We start from the raw sequence: 22,066 nt of genomic DNA on the forward strand, positions 1-22,066 counted from the left end.
GCTTCTGCCGGGTGCGACAGGGTTCGCCAAAAAAAACGCAAACAGAATAATCCTGCTTAAAGAGAGGAACTTTTACCGGTGATTTGGGTCTTAAACTATCATTCAATAATTCAATGACTTAATGGATATTCCTGCTCATTTCGTTCAGTCAAGTATAGTTTCAGGTAGCTTTCATAACTTTCCTGGACCATGCTCATCAGTCCAAATCTATTCCCGTGATGTTAGAGAAGCTTACAATGTTCTGCGTACTATCCGTTGCCATGAAACCACTGGAGACAACCATCAGCAGGCAATGGTGCCTTTTCACAATCCATTTAACGATCCACGGTTTGAAAAAAGATCAATAGTCATCGTTAACAGCCATACTAAAAAAGATCGACAACCTGACGTAACCGTTAGAAATAAACGCCATGACAATCATCCTGGTACCTCATATAAGTTTAGCAATCAACCTTTTTCGATCCAGTCTATTTTAGGTTTAGAGCAAGCAGCTTCACAAAACCCACAGGGTTTGTATAACAATCTTCATCAACCTGCAGAAATTTTTAATACAACAGAACCAGTTATGATTATTCAACCTCAACTGGCTACGAACTCATCCAGTGCTCCCACGGTCGAAAGTACTCTTCAGGTGTCTGATGCCAGAGCTAAATGTGAAGCATCCGATAGACGCAAGGAGGCCAAAGCCAGGGCTGCAGCTAAATACAGGGCATCCGAAAAATTCAGGCAGGCCAGTGCCAGATTAGAAGCATCCCCTAAGCGAAAGGAATACAAAGCCCAATACAACAGATCCGCTCAAGCCAAGGAGGCCAGAGCCAAGTACGCAGCATCTCCTAAAGGCAAGGAGACCAGAGCCAGAGCTAAATACGAAGCATCCCGTAAAGGCAAGGAGACCAGAGCCAGAGCCAAATACGAAGCATCCGATAAACACAAGGAGGCCAGAATCAAAATAGATACAAGATCAAACTCATCTTTCCCTGAGTAACAGGTCAGCTTTCCAAGAGCTTTGCATCGCTATCAGGAATAGACGTAAAAAATTACTACTCCAGGTTGACATAAATATTGAATGTGTATCAGGGATGAACTTTTATCACGAATATCAGTCTTAAGTTATAATTCAGTAATTTAATAATTCAATGAACTGCTACAACAGCATACCTTCACACAACCCTGCATTTTCTGGCTTTTATTTCGACTCTTTAAATTTAATAGAACACCCTTATCCCGTTGAACAACCGTCGATCTATCAAGGCAGGTCTGTTATCAGGCTGGACAATCCTTTTCCTGTTTACCATAGCCAATCAGCCATTCTTCCGAATAACGAAGATTTTTTAAGACTATTGACTGAACATAATATTGACTCTCAATTAATTCATGATCCGGCAAACTTCCTCAGAACTGATATTTATGAGATTCCACAATCAGTTCTTGATGAATATGTACCATGGCATCCTGCTTATGAACACGCTAATAATCCGCCATCATCAATAACAGAGACATGCCGTACTCATCAGGCATGCTTATCGGGGAGTGTGCCTGAGATCAGGGAGCCAACCACAATAAGCTATTGGAATCCAGATCATCAGTTATTCAACTCGCAAGATTTTCAGCCTATTGCTGTAGTTAACACGCCAAACCTGATCCAAACGACAATTGCCCCCAGCCAGACAGAAGAAATGACTGAGGGTAACGCTTCAATAATTGAGCACCAAAGGAGCCGCTACCAGAGTGATCCGGCTTACGCAGCGCGCCAGAGGCAGGGCCAAAGGAACCGCTATAAGATGCTTTGCAAAGACCATGCTTTCCGGGAGCGTGAAAGGGAGCGTATAAGGCAGCTTCGCCGGGACCCTGAATACGCTGAGCGCGAAAGGGTGCGCCGAAGAGAGCGCTACAATAATGATAAGGTTTATGCAGCGCGCGAAAGGGCGCGCCAAAGGGCGCAATACAAGAATGATCACAATTTTGCAGAACGCCGCCTGAAGAAACAACAGGAGTATCGAAATAAGCGCTACCATGATGATCCCGATTATGCAGAATACATAAGGGAGCGCCAAAGGAACTACCAAAGAACGCGCAAAGAAAAAGCAAAAAAGAAGGCGACACCAGGATGATCATTCTTACCCTGGTGTCGCCCTGTCTGATTACCAGCTGCAGATTAAACCTTCAAACAGTTACACCTGCTGTGCGTCAACGATAGTGCCATTCAACCAATCAGAAAGGTCCGGGGGGATTTCTGAGTTGGTGCTCAAGGGCTCTAATGTATAGACACGCCTGTCTTAATATCTGTAGTTTTGTTAATGATTTTCCAGCCCCTCCGGGAATTTTATTTTTAAGTACCTCGAAGGCGTCGTTAATTCTACCGACACGATGCCTTTCTCTAAGGCTAGCTATGCGCCTATGCTTATCAATGGCCGCACGCATTCTTTCTCTTGTTGTGGTGAGATCGGGATATTCCCCTGCAGTTGGTGTGAAATAAAGGTTTCGGTGATCAACCTGATGAACATCGAACTGTTTGAACGTTGTATCTTTAGTTGTATGATTAGCAGGATTTATTCCTATAGCGCCAGATGATTCATCTGGTGGCATCTGATTTGGCTGCATTGGTATTGTATTAATATGCATCTGATTTATTACCTTCTTTATTTTGAATAATGAATATAGCAAAAGTACTCACCAGCCCCTTTTAAGCTCATGTTTATGGCGCTGTCCCGGCTTCGGTAAGTAGAAAGACGACATTTTTTGAAAACTCAAGGCGCTGGCATGCTATCTTCATAAACCTCAAAGTTATCGAAGTACGCTGTACGTGCGTGCGCCGTTTTCAGGAAAAGACCAATACGGCTTCTGTCCACTGAGAAGCCATAAGATGTGAGCTTCTGCATGCCATTACCATCCAACAGATCATAGAAGAACGTGTACCTGTCAACCCCGGTGCCATGACCATTTTCAATCATTTCCATACGCAGTTTGACCTTGCCAGAATTATGGGCACTGACGTTAATAAGCGGGTTATTGGTACCAAGGCCTTGGAGGTTAATAAGTCCATCACGACCACTCCAGTAGTCCAGGCCATAGGAAAATACCGGTTGTGCACCATCTTCATCCGCGTAGACAGTAAGGCCTGCAATTTGACGATTTTGTGCGGTGTTCAGTTCGACTTCTGTTTCCACTACCCAGGACTCAGAGCCGGGCGCCGTAAAATAAGCAATAGGGCCATTGTTACGTGCCTTCCACATATCCGTGTTGCCAGTTGTGGTAATGACGAGACGATCATTTACCTCATCGATGGTAATAGAAGCCAGTGAGCGATCAGGGATATCCGGTGATAAGCCAGAGTCGGTGAGCGTAGCGACTGCAAAAGACGTCGAATGAGTAGTAAGAAGCGGCAGCCCTACAGTGTTGCCAATTGAAATGGTAAAGGTCTGTTCAGAAGAGTAGCCGTGTTCATCGGTTGCACTGACAACGAGGCTGTATGAAGGTTTCAGGTCAAAGTCCAAAGCCGCTATTAAGGTCACAGTACCATCAGGGGCAACTGCGAAATGACTGAGTCCATCACCGCCCACTGCAGAATAGATGACGGTTGTGTCGCCACGGTTAGCATCCGTTGCGGTAAGCGTCGTAACGACAGTGTTGACCGCTGTATCTTCCATTACCAGAAAAGCATTGCTGGTGAATTTCGGGGCCTGCTCAACCTTGTAATTCAAGTCAAAGAACGTTTCCTGACCCCGGTCGTCAACAACCTTGAGTTTTATGGTCTGTGCATCAGCATTCGTTACACCCTCATTAGAGTAAACCTGACCACTACCATGAACGTTCAAACCCGCTGAAAAGGCACCACCCCATGGCCCATAAGTACCAGTTGCCGTATTTTTATGGAAGACGAGGAGTTCACCTCCCTCAGGATCGCTGTAGTATTGGCTAAGATCAACAGGTCCAAAGGGTTTACTTCCCTCAATCGTACCAAGGTCAATGGTTGACTGAGTGACCACCGGAGCCTGGTTGGTATGAGCCACATAGCCAGAAGCCACTTTTCGGAAGCTGGAGGTATCGCCCCGGATACGACTGGCGTCAGCCATAATGGCATCCACTCGCCAGAAAACCTGGTCGGTGTCGTGAACCGTCTGTACAACTTCAGTAGGGCTGCCTGTCCAGGCAGCTGCCAAGCCACTGTCCGGGTTATCAACATCCGTTTTGTTTGAACTGATAAAAAGTTCATAGCCTGCCGCACCGTGTACGCTTGTCCAGTCAAATTGAACATCTCCTGCTGCAACAATACCTTTATAAGCAGGAGCAATCGGGACCGGTTTGGTCCGTTGATAATTGGCAGCAACCTGAGCGTCATTCAGGGCATAGTTAAAGCTTTGAATCTCATCGATGAGCCCGTTAAAGCCCTTGCCGAAAGTCAGACTGTTAAAGTTATAGGTATAGCCCACGTGGGGTGCAGAATCGACGAGCTGACCATCGAAGAAGAGCTTGTTGATACCGCCATATTCATGGACCATGGTTACCTGATGCCAGGTTCCTGTTGCAATGTCTACATCCCCTTCATTGGTGTATTTGGCGTCGATTTCATTCCATTCTATGGCACCGGCCAATTGTGAAGATGGCCAGTGCATTTTTATGCCAGTGCCATGGTTGACGATATCAATGTTGAGCGACTCTTTACCATAAGAACCGTGGAGCAAATTGACGTTAGCAGTGATCGCTTTCACAGAATTAAACCAAAACGAGAGTGTCATGCTGTGATGGCGTGCAGAAGGTATTACATCATTGCCGATTACCAGGCCATGGGTGTCGATAGATGTGTCGTACGCCTTGCCACTGACGCCACCGAAAACGACAGCTGCCTCATTGACTGCCACTGTAGCGCCACCAGAGCCCAGTGTTTGTGATTGACCTGAAACAACATGGTCAAAGTCGATTAAACCATCGACGTGTGGTGTTCGTTTAAAGAAATTGAATTTCCGGGTCGTGGTATAACCACCGGTTTCCTTGATATAGATATGAGCGACTGACTGACCTTCATCGAGGTTCACGGCGGCAGTATTGGCTGTAGCAGTGACAGTGATCGTTTCACCTGCTGCCAGTGAAGCAGATGTCCTGTCAAGGCTTAACCACGGACTGTCTGTTTGAATTACCAGTGTCTGATTTACACCTGTGTTGTTGGTAATGTCGTATTCCTGATGTGGTAATTTGCCATTACCATCCCAGTCATAGACGACTTCCTGCGTCGGGCGGGCGATGATCGGGTACGTTGGCTTCATCGCCTGTGGAATCACCTGGATGGACGGATCGCCATTGAGTGTCCAGAGAATATCACTTCCTGTGAGACTCCGATGCCCATCACACATTCTATGCCAATGTGCCAGTCCCATGGGCTCACCTTTGGTGAAAATATCGAAGCGGCTATGACGGTAGAACGGTTCACCAACACCATTATTTTTGCCAAGTAACGCCACCGGGCGAGTCCCTCCCATGACACCAATGGAACCATAACGCAACTGGGAGGCACAAAGGTTATTGTCGAAACCAACTTCACACGCTTCACAGGAGCCGATCTCAGATAAGTACGGGCGGACATTGTTACCATGGTTGCGTGAGAGATCGACACTGAGGCCGCCTTGTGTCCAGGTGGGTGTACCATGGCCACCGGTACGGATATAGCCAATATCGTAGTTGGTCAGGAAGTGATCATTCTGCCACTGTTGGAAATCCGTCGGCACATGACCATCGCCAACAACACCTCCGCGAACCCGATACTCAACGCCTGCAAATTCGTAGAGAGCGGCATTGATATTCCAGGTTGTGTCATTGATATCCGGTCTGTAGCGCCAGGTGGTATCGGCCTCGTTTTCGTAGTCGATAAACTTCTGCAAGATCGCATCCACATCACTGTATTTGCCAAACTGACTGCCTTCACCCGCCACCTGGATACGACCAACGAGGACATTCCACTGCCCTGAATGCCCTTTACCCCAATCGCCATTACTGTAAAGAACGCCATCGCCATCGGCATCAATCGTTTCATTCACCAGGTCCACGTAGTAATGATCAGTAGCCGCTACCCCATAGGTATACTCGTACCAATCTGTGACTTCACCCGCATCGACTTTGGCCTGGCGTTCAAAGCGTGAGATACCGCCTTTGGCAATGGCCATCGGCACATCGCCCCGGTAAATATCGGGATCACCGACCATAAGGACATACAGAATATCCTTGCTCTGATAGTTATTACGCAACCAGGTACGTATGTTATCCGCCGCACAGGCACCATGACCGCCACCGTGATCTTTTTCAGTGACAACATATACAGTAAAGCCGATGGCTTCTTTATGGGCGATAAAGTCATTTAACTTTGTCAGATTTTTTCTAAGTTTCTCGGTGGTTACAATTGCATAGCCTTTACGGTTAAGACGGACATCATCCACATCTTTCATTGGCGATGGCGTGTCGAAGTTACCATTGCCGGTATACCATTGGGCTCCGAGCATTAAAGGGGGCCTCTTCGTCTCCCATGTCTGGCCAAGGGGATTCCACCACCGCTGGATGTTAACTGGAGTCAAGACGATACGATAGACTTCCATCAAGCTGTCATTGTAGTCGTCTAATCCTTTTAAAAATGCTGTGTGCTCTCCTTCGCCAGGCGTAGCTGTACCTAATTTGATACTGGTTAGATCACCACTTGTCTGGGCCAGAGTAAATTGAAGCGCTTCCGGGCCGATTTGTAACTGAACGCTCTTACCTGCAGAGCTGGCAGGGACATTTCTGAGCAACAGGTTCACATCGTAAGAAATGTTCTCCAGACCTTTGATTGTCCATTCTGCTTGAGAACCAGCGGAACTTCCGCTGAACAATAAGTACTTTGCGCTTGCTTCCCAGGTGATACCTGCCCCCAGTTTGGCGTCCCAGCCGCGCAGGGTGACTACACCTGCGGCGTTAGGCTGAGGGTTGCCTTTGGGAATATCTGCAAAAGTGAGCTGTAGGGATAGTAGAGATATCAATAGAACCAACAACATCTGTCGTTTAGCCATTATTCCTTGCAGGCTGGTAGCGGAGTCCCGGTAAGTTTTGAAAGCCGGGATCACGAAAGCTGGGGGCAAGTCTTTCATGGTTCACAACTTTGGTCGTTTACGGTGATAAGAGAAAAAGGCGGCAAAAAGGGGAGGCGGGAAACGGTGGCAGGTCTTTGCATAAAAGCAAAATTCAAGTCCTGCTTCAGAAACGTTCTTAGTATATCAAACAGAATCACCCTCTGTTTGGATGGTCAGGCTAAAAAGCGTGTTCCGGAATTTCAGCAGCGCCCGGAAGCAGCCGTACTCCGGGCACTGCTGAGATGAGAAGCCAATTAAGCAGGATCAAAACAATCGATTCAGCCCATCCAGGGCAGCAACACGGTAGGCTTCCGCCATGGTCGGATAGTTAAATGTGGTATTCAGGAAATAACGGAGTGAATTGGCCTTGCCCTCTTGCCGCATCACCGCCTGACCGATATGGATAATCTCCGAAGCCTGGTCACCAAAACAGTGAATGCCCAACACTTCCAGGGTATCCCGGTGGAAAAGAATCTTCAGCATGCCAACCACCTCACCAGTGATTTGCGCCCTGGCCAGCCTGGAGAAAAACGCCTTGCCCACTTCATAGGGAATGGCATCTGCCGTCAGTTCTTCTTCGGTGCAACCCACAGAGCTGATTTCCGGGATGGTGTAGATCCCCGTAGGCACTTCATTGACAAAGTGCCAGTCCTCACTGTTACAAAGGTGTGCTGCCGCCGAGCGCCCCTGGTCATAAGCGGCACTGGCCAGACTGGGCCAGCCAATGACGTCACCCGCCGCATAAATATGGGGTAATGAAGTCTGATAGCTTTCATTAACACTTAACTGCCCACGGCCATCGGGCTTAAGGCCGATCATTTCCAGCCCCATTGCCTGGGTATTGCCTGTCCGGCCATTGGCCCAGAGCAACATGTCGGCCTTGAGTTTCTTGCCCGACTTGAGGTGCAGTACCACGCAATCATCCATGGTCTCAAGTTTCTGGAACTCTTCATTATGACGGATAATGACGTTCATTTTGCGCAGCTGATAGCTCAGGGCATCGGAAATCTCTTTATCAAGAAACGACAGCAGCCGCTCACGGGTATCAATCAAATCCACCAGCACGCCCAGACCAGAGAATATCGAGGCATATTCAGAGCCGATAACACCGGCACCGTAGATAATCATGCGTCGTGGCGTAGAAGACAGCTCCAAAATGGAATCACTATCAAAAACCCTGGGATGGTGAAAGTCGACACCGGGTGGATGGTAGGGACGGGACCCGGTGGCAATCAGAAAGCTGGACCCGAACAGACGTTCCGTATTCCCGCTGGGCTCAGTCACCTCCAGGGTGTGCTCATCAATAAAGACACCACGGCCAAAGTAGAGATCAATGCGATTCCGGGCATAGTACATGGTCCGGGACTGTACCTGCTTCTGAATCACCGATTCCGCTCTTTTCAATACTTTGGGAAAGCTGAACCAGCGGGGATCACCAATCTCACGAAACATGGAGTTGGTATTGAAATCCATGATCTGTTTGACAGAGTGGCGCAGAGCCTTGGATGGAATCGTACCCAGATGAGTACAGCTGCCACCGACAAAGTTAAACTGCTCAACGACAGCGACCTTTTTACCAAGCTTGACGGCATTCATGGCCGCCCCCTCACCCGCAGGCCCCGACCCAAGGATGACCAAATCGTATTTACTGACACCCATTTATTCGATTCCCCCGGTTCCAAAACATTATCCGTTTATTCTTTTTTACAGCTTATACTTTGAGTGTCCAAAAAGCTTTACACCAGGAGGCTGTCACTGGTGTCTACAAACAACAAACGTAACCAGAAACGATTACGCCTTTTTACTCTGATTTGCAGCCGTCGCGTCATAAAACAGGTCATCATTCACCTCGGAAAGAGGATCTGTGTTGTCTCCGCCGCCACAAATGACACAGCTGTCCTTCAGGCCAAGATTACTAAGGCCACCACAGGAGCCTTTAATCGGCTTTTTGTCAAAAATCACACCCACCGCCATAGCCGCAATGAGTACCAGAAAAGTACAAAATGTAATCAGCATAATGGTCATGACTGATTCCTCCATTATTTACCATGAAATGGTTCAGGTGATACACGGAACCTGTTTATTGAAACGCTATTTCCCGCTCAAGGTTGTTCATGGCTGTTGAACCAGATAAGGCTTAAAGGCCTCACTGGTTACCGTTGCAAATCCTTCATCGGTATAATAGGCAAAACGTGCCGCAATACCCAGCCTGTTCGCCAGTTCCAGTCCTTTCTCATCCCCCAGCACCATAAACATGGTGGCCAGGGCATCGGCCCGGGCCGAGGTATCGGCAATGACAGCCACTTCCGCTACCCGCTTGGCTTCAGGCCAGCCGGTAACGGGATTAATGGTATGTGAGTAACGCTTGCCATCGACTTCAAAAAAATTCAGATAATCACCAGAGGTTGCCAGTGCCTTGTCCAGAGGCTCAACCAATGCTGATACGCCGTTTTTTCCCATTTCAGGACCGATCACCGCCAATCGCCAGGGGTTGCCATTAGGCTTGACACCCTGAACCAGCACTTCGCCACCAACCTCTACCATAAAGTCCTCAATACCCTGAGCCCTGAGAGCCGCTGCCGCCTGATCAACACCATAGCCCTTGGCGATGGAACTCAGATCAACAAACAACGCCTTTTCACGGGTCAGGGTTGAGCCTTCAGGGTCCGCTTTCAGACTCTGATAACCAACGTTGGCCAGGGCTTCCTGAATAGCGGTTGCCTCGGGAATATGGCCCGGATACTGATCCTCTATCCATTTGACAAATTCCGGAGCATTGGCCAGTGGGTGGGAGTCACTATCCTCGTGACTGTCGTTGACGGCAACCCATTGTGTCGGGCCAAACCCCCACAGGTTCACCAGGGGGCCTACGGTAATATCGTAGGCTCCATCCGACAGATCAGAAATCGCCCTGGCTTGCTGAACCAGCTGAACAATATCACCGGACAGTTTAAACGGCTCCCCTACCGGAGCCCGGTTAAACTGCATCAGCTCAGAGTCAGGCTTATAGGTTGACATCCGTTGATCCACATCAGCCAGGGCATCCTGAACTACAGCGGACACATCCTTTACCGGATGACTGAACAGAGTCGCTACATAACTGACGTTATAGGTCGTTCCCATAACCTGCCCCTGAAAGCTATTCAGCCTGGGCCGCGTACTCAACACCAGAAATACCGCCACCAGCACAATGATGGCAGGTATCAATGATCGCTTCAGAGATCGGGAAAGCAAGTGGAGCTCCTGATAGATAGTGGTTCAATAGGGCCTGAGTCAATCTCAGGCAGTTCTCTTAACACCGTGCGGGCAAGGATAACTACCTTATGTCGGTGCGCTGGAAAAGATGCTCTGAGAAAGCTCCCGGCTGAAAGTCTGGCCGGATTCTAGCACCTGCCTGTGGGATAATCATCAGGGATTAAACGGAACGATTCGGGCAGTTACTTAGGAGGCTGAGCAAGAATAGACTGCCCTACTGCGGTGGCAGCAAATTGGTCTAAAAATCCGCTTTTGTTCGGCAAATAGCCCCGCTATTCACCTCACAAAACCGAATTTTTATCCTCAATTTTCTGCCATCCTCGCTACGGGCGCTATTCTCGGTCAGCCTCCTAGTCTGCAAGATTCAAGGCCTGTGACTGTTTTTTTTTGGTTTCGCTATACTATTTATCACAATTAAAAAAAGTTTTTTTATAAGCAGGGAAAGGGAATGGCGGGTTTAGAGGGAGTCAATCGGCAGAATCATGCGTCGCTGTTTGATTCTGTCAAAAGTCGTATAAAAAAAATTGGAGCAGCTTTTAATCGTACCGTTGCTCCCAATAAGGCAACCAAACATATTCATCAACAAGCATCTGGCCGCCCCCCCAAAAAATCTGTTCACATGCGTGGAGCAAAGACGGTTTCTCCACAAAATCATGTCAATCCAACCGCATCATCATCAAAATCCAAAAGAACTCAATTACCACAACGCCAAAAAGCATCCGGTGAAGGAGCCGCACTGTACAAAAATAAAAAGTACCGCCGCCTGGTTTCCAGGGAGCGGGTAACCGCTCAATTTCAGCAGCCCCAGCAGGTCTCCAGAGACATATTGAATGCAGCCTGGTCTGCTCATAATCAGGGTAAAACCCCTTGGGGAAAAAACCATGCACTACTGGTAAAAGGCGGTCAGCTTGGTCAGGTCAGCAACCATATTTCTCTGCACAGTCAAGCCATTAAGCAACCATTGGCAACCAACAAAGGTGAAATTGAGCAGCAGGGCAGGCAGGTCATTGATAATTTGCAGAAAGGTTTTAACGAGCTGAGCCAGCTGCTTAATCAGCAAGGCGGAATGATGCATCCAACAGAATTCCAACAACTGAACGGGTTATTGCGAACCTTTCACAATGAACAGAAGCTGATGCTTCAGGTTATGGATGATCCGGGAGTTGCCAGTGTTGCAGGCTCACTGGATCTGACTCAGGCTATGGAGCTTAAACGACTTGGATACGACCTGACGCCTACTATGGTCAAGCATTTCAGCTCCTTTAACGATAGCCAACTGATACGAGGGTCTGATCAAAATTTTGGTTCAGGTGCTATTCACTCAGTGACTAAACTCCAGTTTCAGACCAGCACCGGGGTGGTCGAAAAAATCTTTAAAGGTGATGACCCTGTTGATCCTTGCCCATTTGATTCCATTACTGGCGCAAAAAACTATCTTGATAAAAGCAAACCAAGATTTGCCACACGCAACTTTGCAGCAGCAAAATTTGACAACCTGCTGGGAACCGGACTGATGCCTGAGATGGAGCTGACGGTGCACGACGGACAAGTCGGCGTACTGATGGATGTGGCCAAAGGTGTCAAGCCTTACGACCAAAGTACTAACCAATATAACTGGACCCCGGTTGAAGACGATAGCCAGCCTCAAAAAGCTGCAAAGATTCAGGAACAGCTCAACAGTGCAGAATGGCTTGATGGAATCTGTGCCCAGCAGGATCGTCATCCAGGCAACCTGTTTATCGATCCGGAAGACGGTAAGGTTACGCTGATTGATAATGACATGGGTTTCTACCCTGGCCTCCATCAGGTACGCACCCCTTCAAAGCCCGGAGGATTTCGCCGGTTTGCAGGAAGTACCGCAGGGTTACCTTCGGTGATTGATGCCAGAGTCTATGAGAAACTGATGTCAATCACCCCGGCGCAGATTCACCAGCAAATGGATGGATTGATAACCCGAGAGGAAGCAAAGTCTACGGTCAGCCGTGTGAAAGAACTGCAGAGCCATGCCTCCATGCTGGCAAGCAATGGCCGGGTTATTGAGAATTGGCAACAATGGAAAGATCCGTCCACAGGATTGAATGCTGCGCAATTCCAGCGCCACCATGCACCCGACAGCTATCTATTATCCGTCCAGGGACAATCACAAGGTTTATAGTTATGTTTGAGCACGAAGCGGGCCGTAACTGTTATCAATCGGCTGTTGCACTCCTGACCAGCGAGGGGCTGCCCTGTCCACCGTTACATCACAAATTTATCGGTAAACTTCAGCAAATCCCCCATTCGCCGCTGTTCACGACAGCTCCATCCCTGCCCGACCCCTATCATTTCCAGTTCTATCTGAACCAGTTACTAACTGGTCAGTGCCCAAGCATGGTCGTCTTTGGCGTATCCGGTCATGGTTTTGCTTCCAGAGCAATGCACTACTACATGATTGATCAACACATTGCAGTGCTGTTTCAGGATGGTCTACCGGAAACGCCGGAAGGCTGGCAGGAAAAACAGATTGTGGACTATGACCTCACCAGCCAGCTTTACATTGCCTGTCAGGACTCTGTAGCAACCAATCATCTGGCATCCGATGAAAAGCTGGTTATCTGTCGTTCATTCTTTCAACCCGGACAGTGGGGTATCATCAAGCAGTCCGGAGAGAAAGTGAAATGGGAAATGGCCGCCAACCCACTGGAAGCAGCTGCTGACTGGCTAACTGGCAAACAGGTTTAATGTTCAGGTAAAAAATCACACTCCAGTGCATAACCGGTATCATATATGGTCCGCCCCAAAAGCTGGGGTCTTGCATCTTGAACTTCCTCCCAACATCGCCGCGCCATCAACCACCTGAGAAAGAAGCATTCCTCTCCTGCAGGCTGCTTTCTATAACTCATCAAGCAACTCATTTAAACGTGCTGGTATGTCCATACTGCTGTGCAAAATAGACAGGACGTATAAAACTTCCGATTGCGCACCATCGGAGGATTTTACAAATACATAGTGCTTCTTATAACGCAAAAACTGACTCCGTTGATGATGCTCTCCGGTAGCACTTTCAGTAGAGCATGGTTTCTGGCGACGCTGGTTAAATATTGGTGTAGCCCATCAATGTAAAGATCGGCCTGTTTTTCTCCCCAATGTTTGTAGGTAAAGAGCCAGATTTCTTCCTGCTGAGCAATGGCTACCGGGCAAAGCGGTAGAGTTCGCTCACTCATCACCTCCGGAATTGTTCAGCCTCTTTCTGGCTCTTGCCTTGATGTCATCAGCGTTGAGTGATTGAAACTCGTCTTCCGGTGTATTCAAGATGGGCTCCAGATGCCCTTTTAACCATGTCGCTGTGAAAATTTGTTTCTTATTGAAAACTTGTTTATTGATGTGAGAGAAAGGTATTGTTACGCTTACCGTCAGGAATTCAGTGATCTGGTCAAAACCCGTTAATAACCCATTGATGCTTGGTTTCAGGCGGCTCTCTATTAATGGCTCTTATGACCATCTTCCTTTTGATAAATAACAAAAAAACAGCCCTGAAAGCAGATATCACAAAAATATATCAACAAATGGAGTCATGGCGATGAGCTTAAGTATTCTCGATTTGTTCAAGATTGGTGTAGGCCCTTCCTCATCCCATACAGTGGGTCCAATGGTAGCCGCCAACCGCTTCCTTGACGCCCTGCTCCAACAGGGGCAGCTTGAGAATACCCGTCAGATTCGTATTGAGCTCTACGGTTCCCTGGCCATGACCGGTGCAGGCCATGCCACCGACACTGCCGTAATGCTGGGCCTTATGGGTGAAAAACCGGACCTGCTTGATCCTGACCAGGCTCCGGCATTGATCAACAATATCCGCAGCACCGGTGAGTTGATACTTGCTGGCCAATATCCAATTCCTTTCGTCGAAGATCAACACCTTCACTTTTTGCACGGTCACTCGCTTGCCAAGCACCCTAACGGTATGACCCTGAGAGCCTTTGATGCAGCAGGCCTCGAGCTTTTTCATGACAATTATTACTCCGTGGGCGGAGGGTTCGTACTGAATGAAGAGGAAACCGAGCAGACAACTTCAGCAACGGACATTCAGATCCCCTTTCCGTTCAATAACGCCCAGGACCTTCTGGATATCGGAGACAGAACCGGACTTTCCATCGGTGAAATTGTTCTGGAGAATGAACAACATCTGGGAAGATCTGACCAGATTCAACCAGCGTTGCTGAATATCTGGCAGGTAATGGACCGCTGCATCAACCGTGGCTGTCAGCAGACCGGGGTACTGCCCGGCGGTCTGAACGTCAATCGTCGTGCACATCAGCTGCATCAGGAACTGTTGAACCGCCCGGAAGACCAGCAGGATCACCTGGAAGTCATGGACTGGGTCAACCTGTTTGCCATCGCCGTCAATGAAGAGAACGCCGTTGGTGGTCGTGTTGTTACCGCACCAACTAATGGTGCAGCCGGTGTTATTCCGGCGGTTCTTGCCTATTACGATCGTTTTGTTCCGGGTAGCAGTGAAGCGGGTATTGTGACCTTTCTGGCCACCGCTGCTGCCATTGGCATGCTCTATAAAAAGAACGCCTCAATCTCGGCCGCAGAAGTGGGTTGTCAGGGGGAAATCGGGGTGGCCTGTTCCATGGCGGCAGGCGCTCTGTGCGCCGTCATGGGTGGCAATAACCGCCAGATTGAAAATGCCGCTGAAATAGGCATGGAGCACAACCTGGGCCTGACCTGTGACCCGATAGCCGGTCTGGTACAGGTCCCTTGTATTGAGCGCAATACCATGGGCGCTGTCAAGGCCATCAATGCGGCCCGGCTGGCCCTGAAAGGTGACGGGCAGCACCGGGTTTCCCTTGATGACGTCATTGAAACCATGCGCCAGACGGGGCTGGATATGCAGGATAAATACAAAGAGACAGCCACCGGTGGCCTGGCTGTTAATGTCGTAATGTGCTGAAAACCGAACCGAAAACAACATTTGTCTTATATTTCCACTACTGACCTTTGTCTTTAACAACAAATCCGTCAGTTCAAAGAAATTTTATTAAAATAACGTAATAGTGACAACAGGACGACAACATGGCCGTTGAACACACTTCTACTCTGCCAACACTGGCAGAACTGGAACATAACGATGCCTTTACCCATCGTCACACAGGTTCTGACCAGCAGGAACAGCAGGCCATGCTGGCAAGTCTCGGGCTCAAATCGCTGGCAGAGCTGATCAATGACACCGTTCCGGGCAGCATCCGGTTAAATCGGGAGTTAGCACTTCCTGCCGGAAAAACAGAGCAGCAGGCCCTTGCCGGGCTCTATGACCTGGCCCGGCAAAATACAGTGAATAAGTCGTACATTGGCATGGGCTATTACAACACCGAAGTACCCAATGTCATTCTGCGTAATCTGCTGGAAAACCCCGGCTGGTATACCGCCTATACCCCTTATCAGCCCGAAATCTCCCAGGGCCGCCTGGAAATGCTGCAGAACTTCCAGCAGATGGTTATGGACCTCACGGGTATGGAAGTTGCCAATGCCTCCCTTCTGGATGAAGCAACTGCCGCTGCCGAAGCCATGACCCTCTGCCTGCGTAGCGTGGGACGCAGCAAAGCGGCCTCACAAACATTCTTTGTGGCCGATGACGTGCACCCACAAACCATTGATGTAATCAAAACCCGTGCCGACTGGCTTGGCATCAACGTTATCGTTGGCAACCCCCATACCGAGCTGGGCAATCACGATGTATTTGGTGTGCAGCTTCAGTATCCGGGCACCTACGGTAACATCACAGATATTGAGAGCATTGCCGCCATGGCCCGGCAACAGGGTGCCATGGTTTCAGTAGGCACGGATCTGCTGGCCCTGACATTACTGAAATCCCCCGGGGAACTTGGCGCTGATATTGTTCTGGGTAACAGCCAGCGCTTTGGCGTGCCCATGGGCTTTGGCGGCCCCCACGCTGCATTTTTTGCCACCACCGGTAAACTGAAACGCTCAATCCCCGGCCGGGTTATCGGGGTATCCAAAGACAGCCGTGGCAATACCGCCCTGCGTATGGCCATGCAGACCCGTGAGCAACATATTCGCCGGGAAAAAGCCACCTCCAATATCTGTACTGCCCAGGCTCTGTTGGCCAACATGGCGGCCGCTTATGGGGTCTACCACGGTCCGGAAGGGTTAAAAACCATCGCAGAACGCGTACACCGCCTGACCCGAATCCTTCATCATGGACTCACTGAAATGGGTTTCCAGTGCAACCAAACCTTCTTTGATACCCTGACCTTCAAGGTAGGCAGTGAGCAGGAAACCATTATCCAGCGGGCGCTGAAATATGGTTGCAACCTGCGCCGAATTGGCTCTGACCGCCTGGGTGTCAGCCTTGATGAAACCACCCGCTCTGAAGACATTATTGAACTGTTCAATATCTTTATGGGTGACGGCAAAGAGCTGAATATTGCCTCCATTGACCGCCAGATCTCGGCCAATAACAGTCAGCTGTCTCATACCCGGAGTACCATCGGACTCGCACCGGAACTGCGACGTTCAGACAGCATCCTGAGTCACCCGGTATTCAACAGCCATCACTCAGAAACCGATATGATGCGTTATCTGAAGCGGCTGGAAAACAAGGATTACTCACTGGTTCATGGCATGATTCCACTGGGTTCATGCACCATGAAGCTCAATGCTGCAGCAGAAATGCTGCCGGTTTCCTGGCCGGAATTTTCCAGTATTCACCCTTTCACGCCCAAAGATCAGGTTCCGGGTTACCTGACCATGATCCGGCAACTGGAACAGGCTCTGGTGGAGATTACCGGTTATGACGCCATCTCCATGCAACCAAACTCCGGAGCCCAGGGGGAATATACGGGCCTATTGGCTATCCGTAATTATCAACGGGCAAACCAGCAGGAGCACCGTGATGTTTGCCTGATCCCTTCTTCCGCTCACGGCACCAATCCCGCTTCGGCGGCGATGCTCGGGATGAAAATTGTGATTGTCGCCTGTGATGACAGCGGTAACGTGGATGTCAATGACCTGAGAGCCAAAGCTGAAGAGTACAGTGACCGCCTCTGTGCTCTGATGGTCACCTACCCTTCCACCCACGGGGTCTACGAAGAAGAGATCCGCACCATCTGCCAGATCATTCATGATCATGGCGGCCAGGTTTATATGGATGGTGCCAATATGAACGCCATGGTCGGTGTCTCCCGCCCGGGCGATATCGGCTCCGATGTCTCCCATCTCAATCTGCACAAGACCTTTGCCATTCCCCACGGTGGTGGCGGTCCGGGTATGGGCCCCATTGGCGTCAAGAGCCATCTGGCACCTTACCTGCCCAACCATTCTATAAGCCCGGTCGAAGGCCATAATGAAGGCATTGGCGCCGTATCTGCTGCGCCTTACGGCAGCTCGTCCATATTGCCCATCAGCTGGATGTACATCACCATGCTGGGCAGCCGGGGTCTACGGGAGTCAACAGAGCTGGCCATCCTGCATGCCAACTACATGGCAAAACGGCTGGGTGATCATTACCCGATTCTCTATCAGGGCAGAAACAACCACGTTGCCCACGAATGCATCCTTGATATTCGCCCGATCAAAGAGGCCTGCGGTATTACCGAGGAAGATATTGCCAAACGCCTGATGGATTATGGTTTCCACGCTCCGACCATGTCTTTCCCCGTGGCTGGAACCCTGATGATCGAGCCAACCGAGTCTGAATCCAGGGAAGAAATAGACCGCTTTATTGATGCGATGATCTCAATCAAGCAGGAAATTGATCAGGTCGCCAACGGCAAATGGCCAAAAGACAACAACCCTCTGGTCAACGCCCCCCATACCATGGCAGACCTGGCGGAAGATGAATGGCAACGCCCATACAGCAGGAAGGTCGCGGCATTTCCATCAGCTGCCGGTCATAAGTCGAAATACTGGCCTGCGGCCAATCGCATCGACAACGTTTTTGGCGACCGCAATTTTATCTGTTCGTGCCCCGGCATTGATAATTATCAATAAATGGAGATAAGGTATGTCTGAAGCGTCCGCTGGAAGCCTGAAAAGAACCCCGTTATATGGTCTTCATCTGGCCCGGGGAGCAAAAATGGTGCCTTTTGCCGGTTATGAAATGCCGGTGCAGTACCCATCCGGGGTTAAGAACGAGCATATCCATACACGCAGTAAGGCCGGGCTTTTTGATGTTTCTCATATGGGGCAGCTGAAACTGTCCGGTGAAGGGGCTGACTATTTCCTGGAATCCCTGGTGCCGGTTGATATTGCAGGCCTTGCCATTGGCCGACAGCGTTACGCCCTGTTTACCGATGAGGCTGGGGGTATCCTTGATGATCTGATGGCCACCCGTTATGACGATTGCCTCTATCTGGTGGTTAATGCGGCGTGCAAGGCGCAGGATATTCAGCATATCCGGTCCAGACTGCCGGAAGGTATCAAGCTGGACGTTCTCGATGACCGGGCACTTGTTGCTCTTCAGGGACCCATGGCCGCAGAGGTTATGGCAAAGGTTGTTCCTGAGGTGGCTGAACTGGTCTTTATGGACTCCCGCCAGCTATCCATCGATGGGGCACCCTGTTTTATCAGCCGTTCCGGGTATACCGGGGAAGATGGCTTTGAGATTTCCATCCCGGAAAAAGACGCTGAACGCATCACCCGGCTACTGCTCGACCATCCGGAGGTTGAATTAATTGGTTTGGGTGCCAGAGACTCCCTCCGGCTGGAATCGGGCCTCTGTCTCTACGGCCATGATATGGATGTCAATACCACCCCTATTGAAGCGAGCCTGATGTGGGCCATCAGTAAAAATCGTCGTCATGATGGTGAGCGGGCAGGAGGCTTCCCCGGAGCCGAAAAAATTCTGCAGCAGATTGAGACCCGACAGGTGGCCACCAAACGCATTGGCCTGACTGGCAGTAGCCGAGCCCCGGTTCGTGAAGGGGCAGAACTGGTTGATGATCTCGGTCAGCCTATTGGTCGGGTAACCTCCGGCACCTTTGGCCCAACGGTTGGGGCACCGGTTGCGATGGCTCTGATCAACGCTGATTATGCGGCATTGGGAACAGGAGTGTATGCACTGGTCAGAGGTAAAAAGTTGCCAATGACCGTCAGTAAAATGCCATTTATCGAACAGCGTTATTATCGGGGCTGATTGATATCTCATAATGACTGCCGACTGACAGTTGGCAGTTGGCAGTTGGCAGTTGGCAGTTGGCAGTTGGCAGTTGGCAGTTGGCAGTTGGCAGTTGGCAGTTGGCAGCTTTGTTGATTCAATATCCCTTCTGGTTCCCATATCAATATCTCCATCCTCATTTCTATCGTTAGCCAATGCAATGAGTATCACTAGCCCTTGGTATTTAATAAAAAATCAAGGAGATAGGTCTTTTCCGGGGTAGAAAGTTAATATTTATTAAGAAATAATGCATAATCAACCTAAACAGGGTGCAATCAGCAGCCAGCAAACCTACTGGCTGCGATATGCACTGATTCATTTAGACCATGACCAGACTCCTGACTCATTTATTTGCTGGGCAGGAAATTTGAGGTTTTTGAATCATACTTTCGTGCATGGCTGAGTTTGAGGAGTCGGGCTTGTTATGAAGCAGTTTACAGCCGTAAAAAAGAGAGAGACCAGCCTGCGTCACTGGTTAACGTTTTTAATTCCATCACTGATTGGTCTGTTGCTATTTGTCACTCCGGTCAGTATTAATGATGAATTTACCATTCCTGTGGCCCTGCTGGCCGGCGGATTAAAAGCGCTGCTCAAAGACCAGCTGACCACCATCATTACCATTATTGTGTGCTTTACCGGATGCATCACCATCATTACCAAGCTGTTTCAGCCAAAAGCAATAATGACGCGCCCATTTCTTAACTCTCTGTTTGATATTACCCCACTCTGGTGCCTGGTAAGGGTTGCTGGCATGGTCTTTGTGCTTTCCAGCTTTTTCGAGTTTGGTCCCGAAGCCATCTGGTCAGGAGCCACTGGCGGCATGGTTTTGAATGACCTGATGCCGACTCTGTTTTCAGTCTTTATCTTTGCCGGACTTTTGCTGCCACTATTAATGAACTTTGGCCTGCTGGAGCTGCTGGGCACCCTGATGACACGCATAATGCGACCGGTATTTAACCTGCCCGGCCGTTCAGCTATTGACTGTATTGCCTCATGGCTGGGGGATGGCAGCGTTGGTATCCTGATGACCAGTAAGCAATATGAAACCTCCTATTATACTCAGCGTGAAGCTGCGGTGATCGGTACCACTTTCTCTGTTGTGTCAATTACCTTCTCACTGGTGGTGATTGCTCAGGTGGGTCTGGAACACATGTTTACCCGCTTCTACCTGACCGTCTGCTTTGCCGGGCTGGTTGCCGCTTTTATCGTCCCCAAGCTGCCTCCCCTGTCCAGAAAAAAAGACGTGTTCATCTGCGGCAAAACCCGCAGTGATGATGATGAAATTATTCCTCAGGGTACCAGTGCTTTTGCCTGGGGTCTGGAGCAGGCACTGGAGAAAGCCGCCAAAATCACCCATCCCATGAAGATCATTCAGGATGGTGGCAAGAACGCCATCGATATGGTGTTTGGGGTACTGCCAGTGGTGATGGGCATTGGTACCATTGCCCTGATCATTGCCGAATACACCCCGGTCTTCCAGTACCTGGGCATGCCTTTTCTGCCGTTGCTGGAGTGGTTGCAGATTCCTGAAGCCCAGGCGGCCTCAACCACCATGATGGTGGGCTTCACCGATATGTTTGTGCCCTCTATCCTGGCGGCATCCATTGACAATGATATGACCCGGTTTGTAATTGCGGCATTATCCCTGACTCAGCTGATTTACCTTTCTGAAGTGGGTGCTTTGCTCCTGGGAAGCAAGATTCCGGTCACCTTGGTTGAGCTATTTATTATTTTCATTCTGAGAACGCTGGTCACGCTGCCCGTTATTGCCGCGATCGCCCACCTTATCTTTTGACATCGAAAAATGAGCCTCAGCCTCCTGAGGCTCAGGTCCGAATCATTTAATCAGCCTGGCGACATCACGAAACTGTGGTGCGTCGGCAGATTTCATCAGTTCAAACAGCGCCATTTCAACGGTTGTCAGATCAGCCCCCTGGGCTGACATTTTATCCAGAGCCACCTCTTTGCTCTGTAATGTTCTTGATGAAACCGCATCAACCAGCACTTCTACCTCATAGCCTCCAGCAAGCAGATCCATCGCCGTCTGATAAACGCAGATATGGGTCTCTATGCCGGCCAACAACACCTGTCTGCTACCTGTCTGTTCAAGCGCTGACATAAAAGCGGGCTCACCACAGGCACTGAAGGATGTTTTTCTCACCGGGCTGAAATCCGATAACTCATCAGCCAGTTCAGGAATGGTGCCTCCCAGCTTTTCCGGAACCTGCTCCAGCCAGAGAATCGGCATATTAAGCAATCTGGCCCCTTTAACCATGGTCACAATATTGTCAAAGAGTGACTCATGTTCATGCATCAGGGTGGCCAGCTTGCCCTGAACATCCACAACCACCAGTACTGTCGTATCAAGATTTAACATACCTGTTCCCCCTGCCACTTAGATCAATATTATTTTTTGAAACTAGGAGCCTGTCGGACTTAAGCGTCCGTAGCGAGGATTGCGAGAAATTGAGGATAAAAATTTCTGCTTCTGAGGAGAATAGCGGGGCTATTTGACGAAGAAGCAGGAATTTTTAGACCAATTTATCGCAACCGCAGTAGGACAGTC

At 49.5% G+C, this 22,066-nt stretch carries 15 protein-coding genes; 8 read left to right on the plus strand and 7 right to left on the minus strand.

All coding sequences use genetic code 11. The features are described from left to right. Nucleotides 1-121 precede the first annotated feature (121 nt). A complete protein-coding gene (locus CX664_RS04900) occupies nt 122-985 on the plus strand; it encodes a hypothetical protein (RefSeq protein ID WP_145999828.1) in 864 nt (287 codons plus the stop codon). A 691-nt stretch (nt 986-1,676) separates the two neighbouring features. Continuing rightward, nucleotides 1,677-2,111 carry a hypothetical protein gene (locus CX664_RS04905; protein ID WP_145999829.1) on the plus strand — a complete coding sequence of 145 codons (435 nt, stop codon included), beginning with the start codon at nt 1,677-1,679 and terminating at the stop codon, nt 2,109-2,111. 100 nt (nt 2,112-2,211) lie between these two features. Here CX664_RS04905 and CX664_RS04910 read toward each other — a convergent pair whose 3' ends face one another. The 5 genes from CX664_RS04910 to CX664_RS04930 form a co-directional block, all read right to left on the minus strand. Beyond that, nucleotides 2,212-2,622 (minus strand): basic helix-loop-helix domain-containing protein, encoded by a 411-nt coding sequence (locus CX664_RS04910; protein ID WP_145999830.1) that lies wholly within the window; start codon nt 2,620-2,622, stop codon nt 2,212-2,214. A gap of 125 nt (nt 2,623-2,747) precedes the next feature. Further along, nucleotides 2,748-7,028 carry a LamG-like jellyroll fold domain-containing protein gene (locus CX664_RS04915; protein WP_180966376.1) on the minus strand — a complete coding sequence of 1,427 codons (4,281 nt, stop codon included), beginning with the start codon at nt 7,026-7,028 and terminating at the stop codon, nt 2,748-2,750. Between the two features lie 324 nt (nt 7,029-7,352). Continuing rightward, nucleotides 7,353-8,747 (minus strand): Si-specific NAD(P)(+) transhydrogenase, encoded by a 1,395-nt coding sequence (gene sthA / locus CX664_RS04920; protein WP_101745664.1) that lies wholly within the window; start codon nt 8,745-8,747, stop codon nt 7,353-7,355. Nucleotides 8,748-8,879: 132 nt separating this feature from the next. Beyond that, nucleotides 8,880-9,113, minus strand: coding sequence for a (Na+)-NQR maturation NqrM (gene nqrM / locus CX664_RS04925; RefSeq protein ID WP_244910624.1), 234 nt, complete (start codon nt 9,111-9,113; stop codon nt 8,880-8,882). An 87-nt stretch (nt 9,114-9,200) separates the two neighbouring features. After that, a complete protein-coding gene (locus CX664_RS04930) occupies nt 9,201-10,322 on the minus strand; it encodes an FAD:protein FMN transferase (RefSeq protein WP_145999831.1) in 1,122 nt (373 codons plus the stop codon). A gap of 469 nt (nt 10,323-10,791) precedes the next feature. On the opposite strand from CX664_RS04930, the gene CX664_RS04935 reads away from it, so the two are divergent. Beyond that, nucleotides 10,792-12,498, plus strand: coding sequence for a hypothetical protein (locus CX664_RS04935; protein ID WP_101745667.1), 1,707 nt, complete (start codon nt 10,792-10,794; stop codon nt 12,496-12,498). Nucleotides 12,499-12,500: 2 nt separating this feature from the next. Beyond that, on the plus strand, nt 12,501-13,064 hold the full coding sequence (locus tag CX664_RS04940; protein WP_101745668.1) for a hypothetical protein: 564 nt from the start codon (nt 12,501-12,503) through the stop codon (nt 13,062-13,064). 254 nt (nt 13,065-13,318) lie between these two features. Here CX664_RS04940 and CX664_RS04945 read toward each other — a convergent pair whose 3' ends face one another. Further along, nucleotides 13,319-13,546, minus strand: a complete 228-nt coding sequence (locus tag CX664_RS04945) for a hypothetical protein (protein ID WP_101745669.1) — start codon at nt 13,544-13,546, stop codon at nt 13,319-13,321. A gap of 356 nt (nt 13,547-13,902) precedes the next feature. On the opposite strand from CX664_RS04945, the gene CX664_RS04950 reads away from it, so the two are divergent. From CX664_RS04950 to CX664_RS04965, 4 genes are all read left to right on the plus strand, one after another. Beyond that, complete coding sequence (locus CX664_RS04950; protein WP_101745670.1) at nt 13,903-15,276, plus strand: L-serine ammonia-lyase; 1,374 nt, start codon at nt 13,903-13,905, stop codon at nt 15,274-15,276. 122 nt (nt 15,277-15,398) lie between these two features. Next, entirely contained in the window at nt 15,399-18,335 is a 2,937-nt protein-coding gene (gene gcvP, locus CX664_RS04955; RefSeq protein ID WP_101745671.1) for an aminomethyl-transferring glycine dehydrogenase, read from the plus strand. A gap of 13 nt (nt 18,336-18,348) precedes the next feature. Next, nucleotides 18,349-19,479 (plus strand): glycine cleavage system aminomethyltransferase GcvT, encoded by a 1,131-nt coding sequence (gene gcvT, locus CX664_RS04960; protein WP_101745672.1) that lies wholly within the window; start codon nt 18,349-18,351, stop codon nt 19,477-19,479. A 445-nt stretch (nt 19,480-19,924) separates the two neighbouring features. Next, nucleotides 19,925-21,295, plus strand: coding sequence for a YjiH family protein (locus tag CX664_RS04965; protein WP_101745673.1), 1,371 nt, complete (start codon nt 19,925-19,927; stop codon nt 21,293-21,295). Nucleotides 21,296-21,337: 42 nt separating this feature from the next. Here CX664_RS04965 and CX664_RS04970 read toward each other — a convergent pair whose 3' ends face one another. Then, entirely contained in the window at nt 21,338-21,877 is a 540-nt protein-coding gene (locus tag CX664_RS04970; RefSeq protein ID WP_101745674.1) for a hydrolase, read from the minus strand. Nucleotides 21,878-22,066: the final 189 nt, after the last annotated feature.

The sequence above is a fragment of the Endozoicomonas acroporae genome, assembly GCF_002864045.1.
Classification (GTDB): Bacteria; Pseudomonadota; Gammaproteobacteria; order Pseudomonadales; family Endozoicomonadaceae; genus Endozoicomonas; species Endozoicomonas acroporae.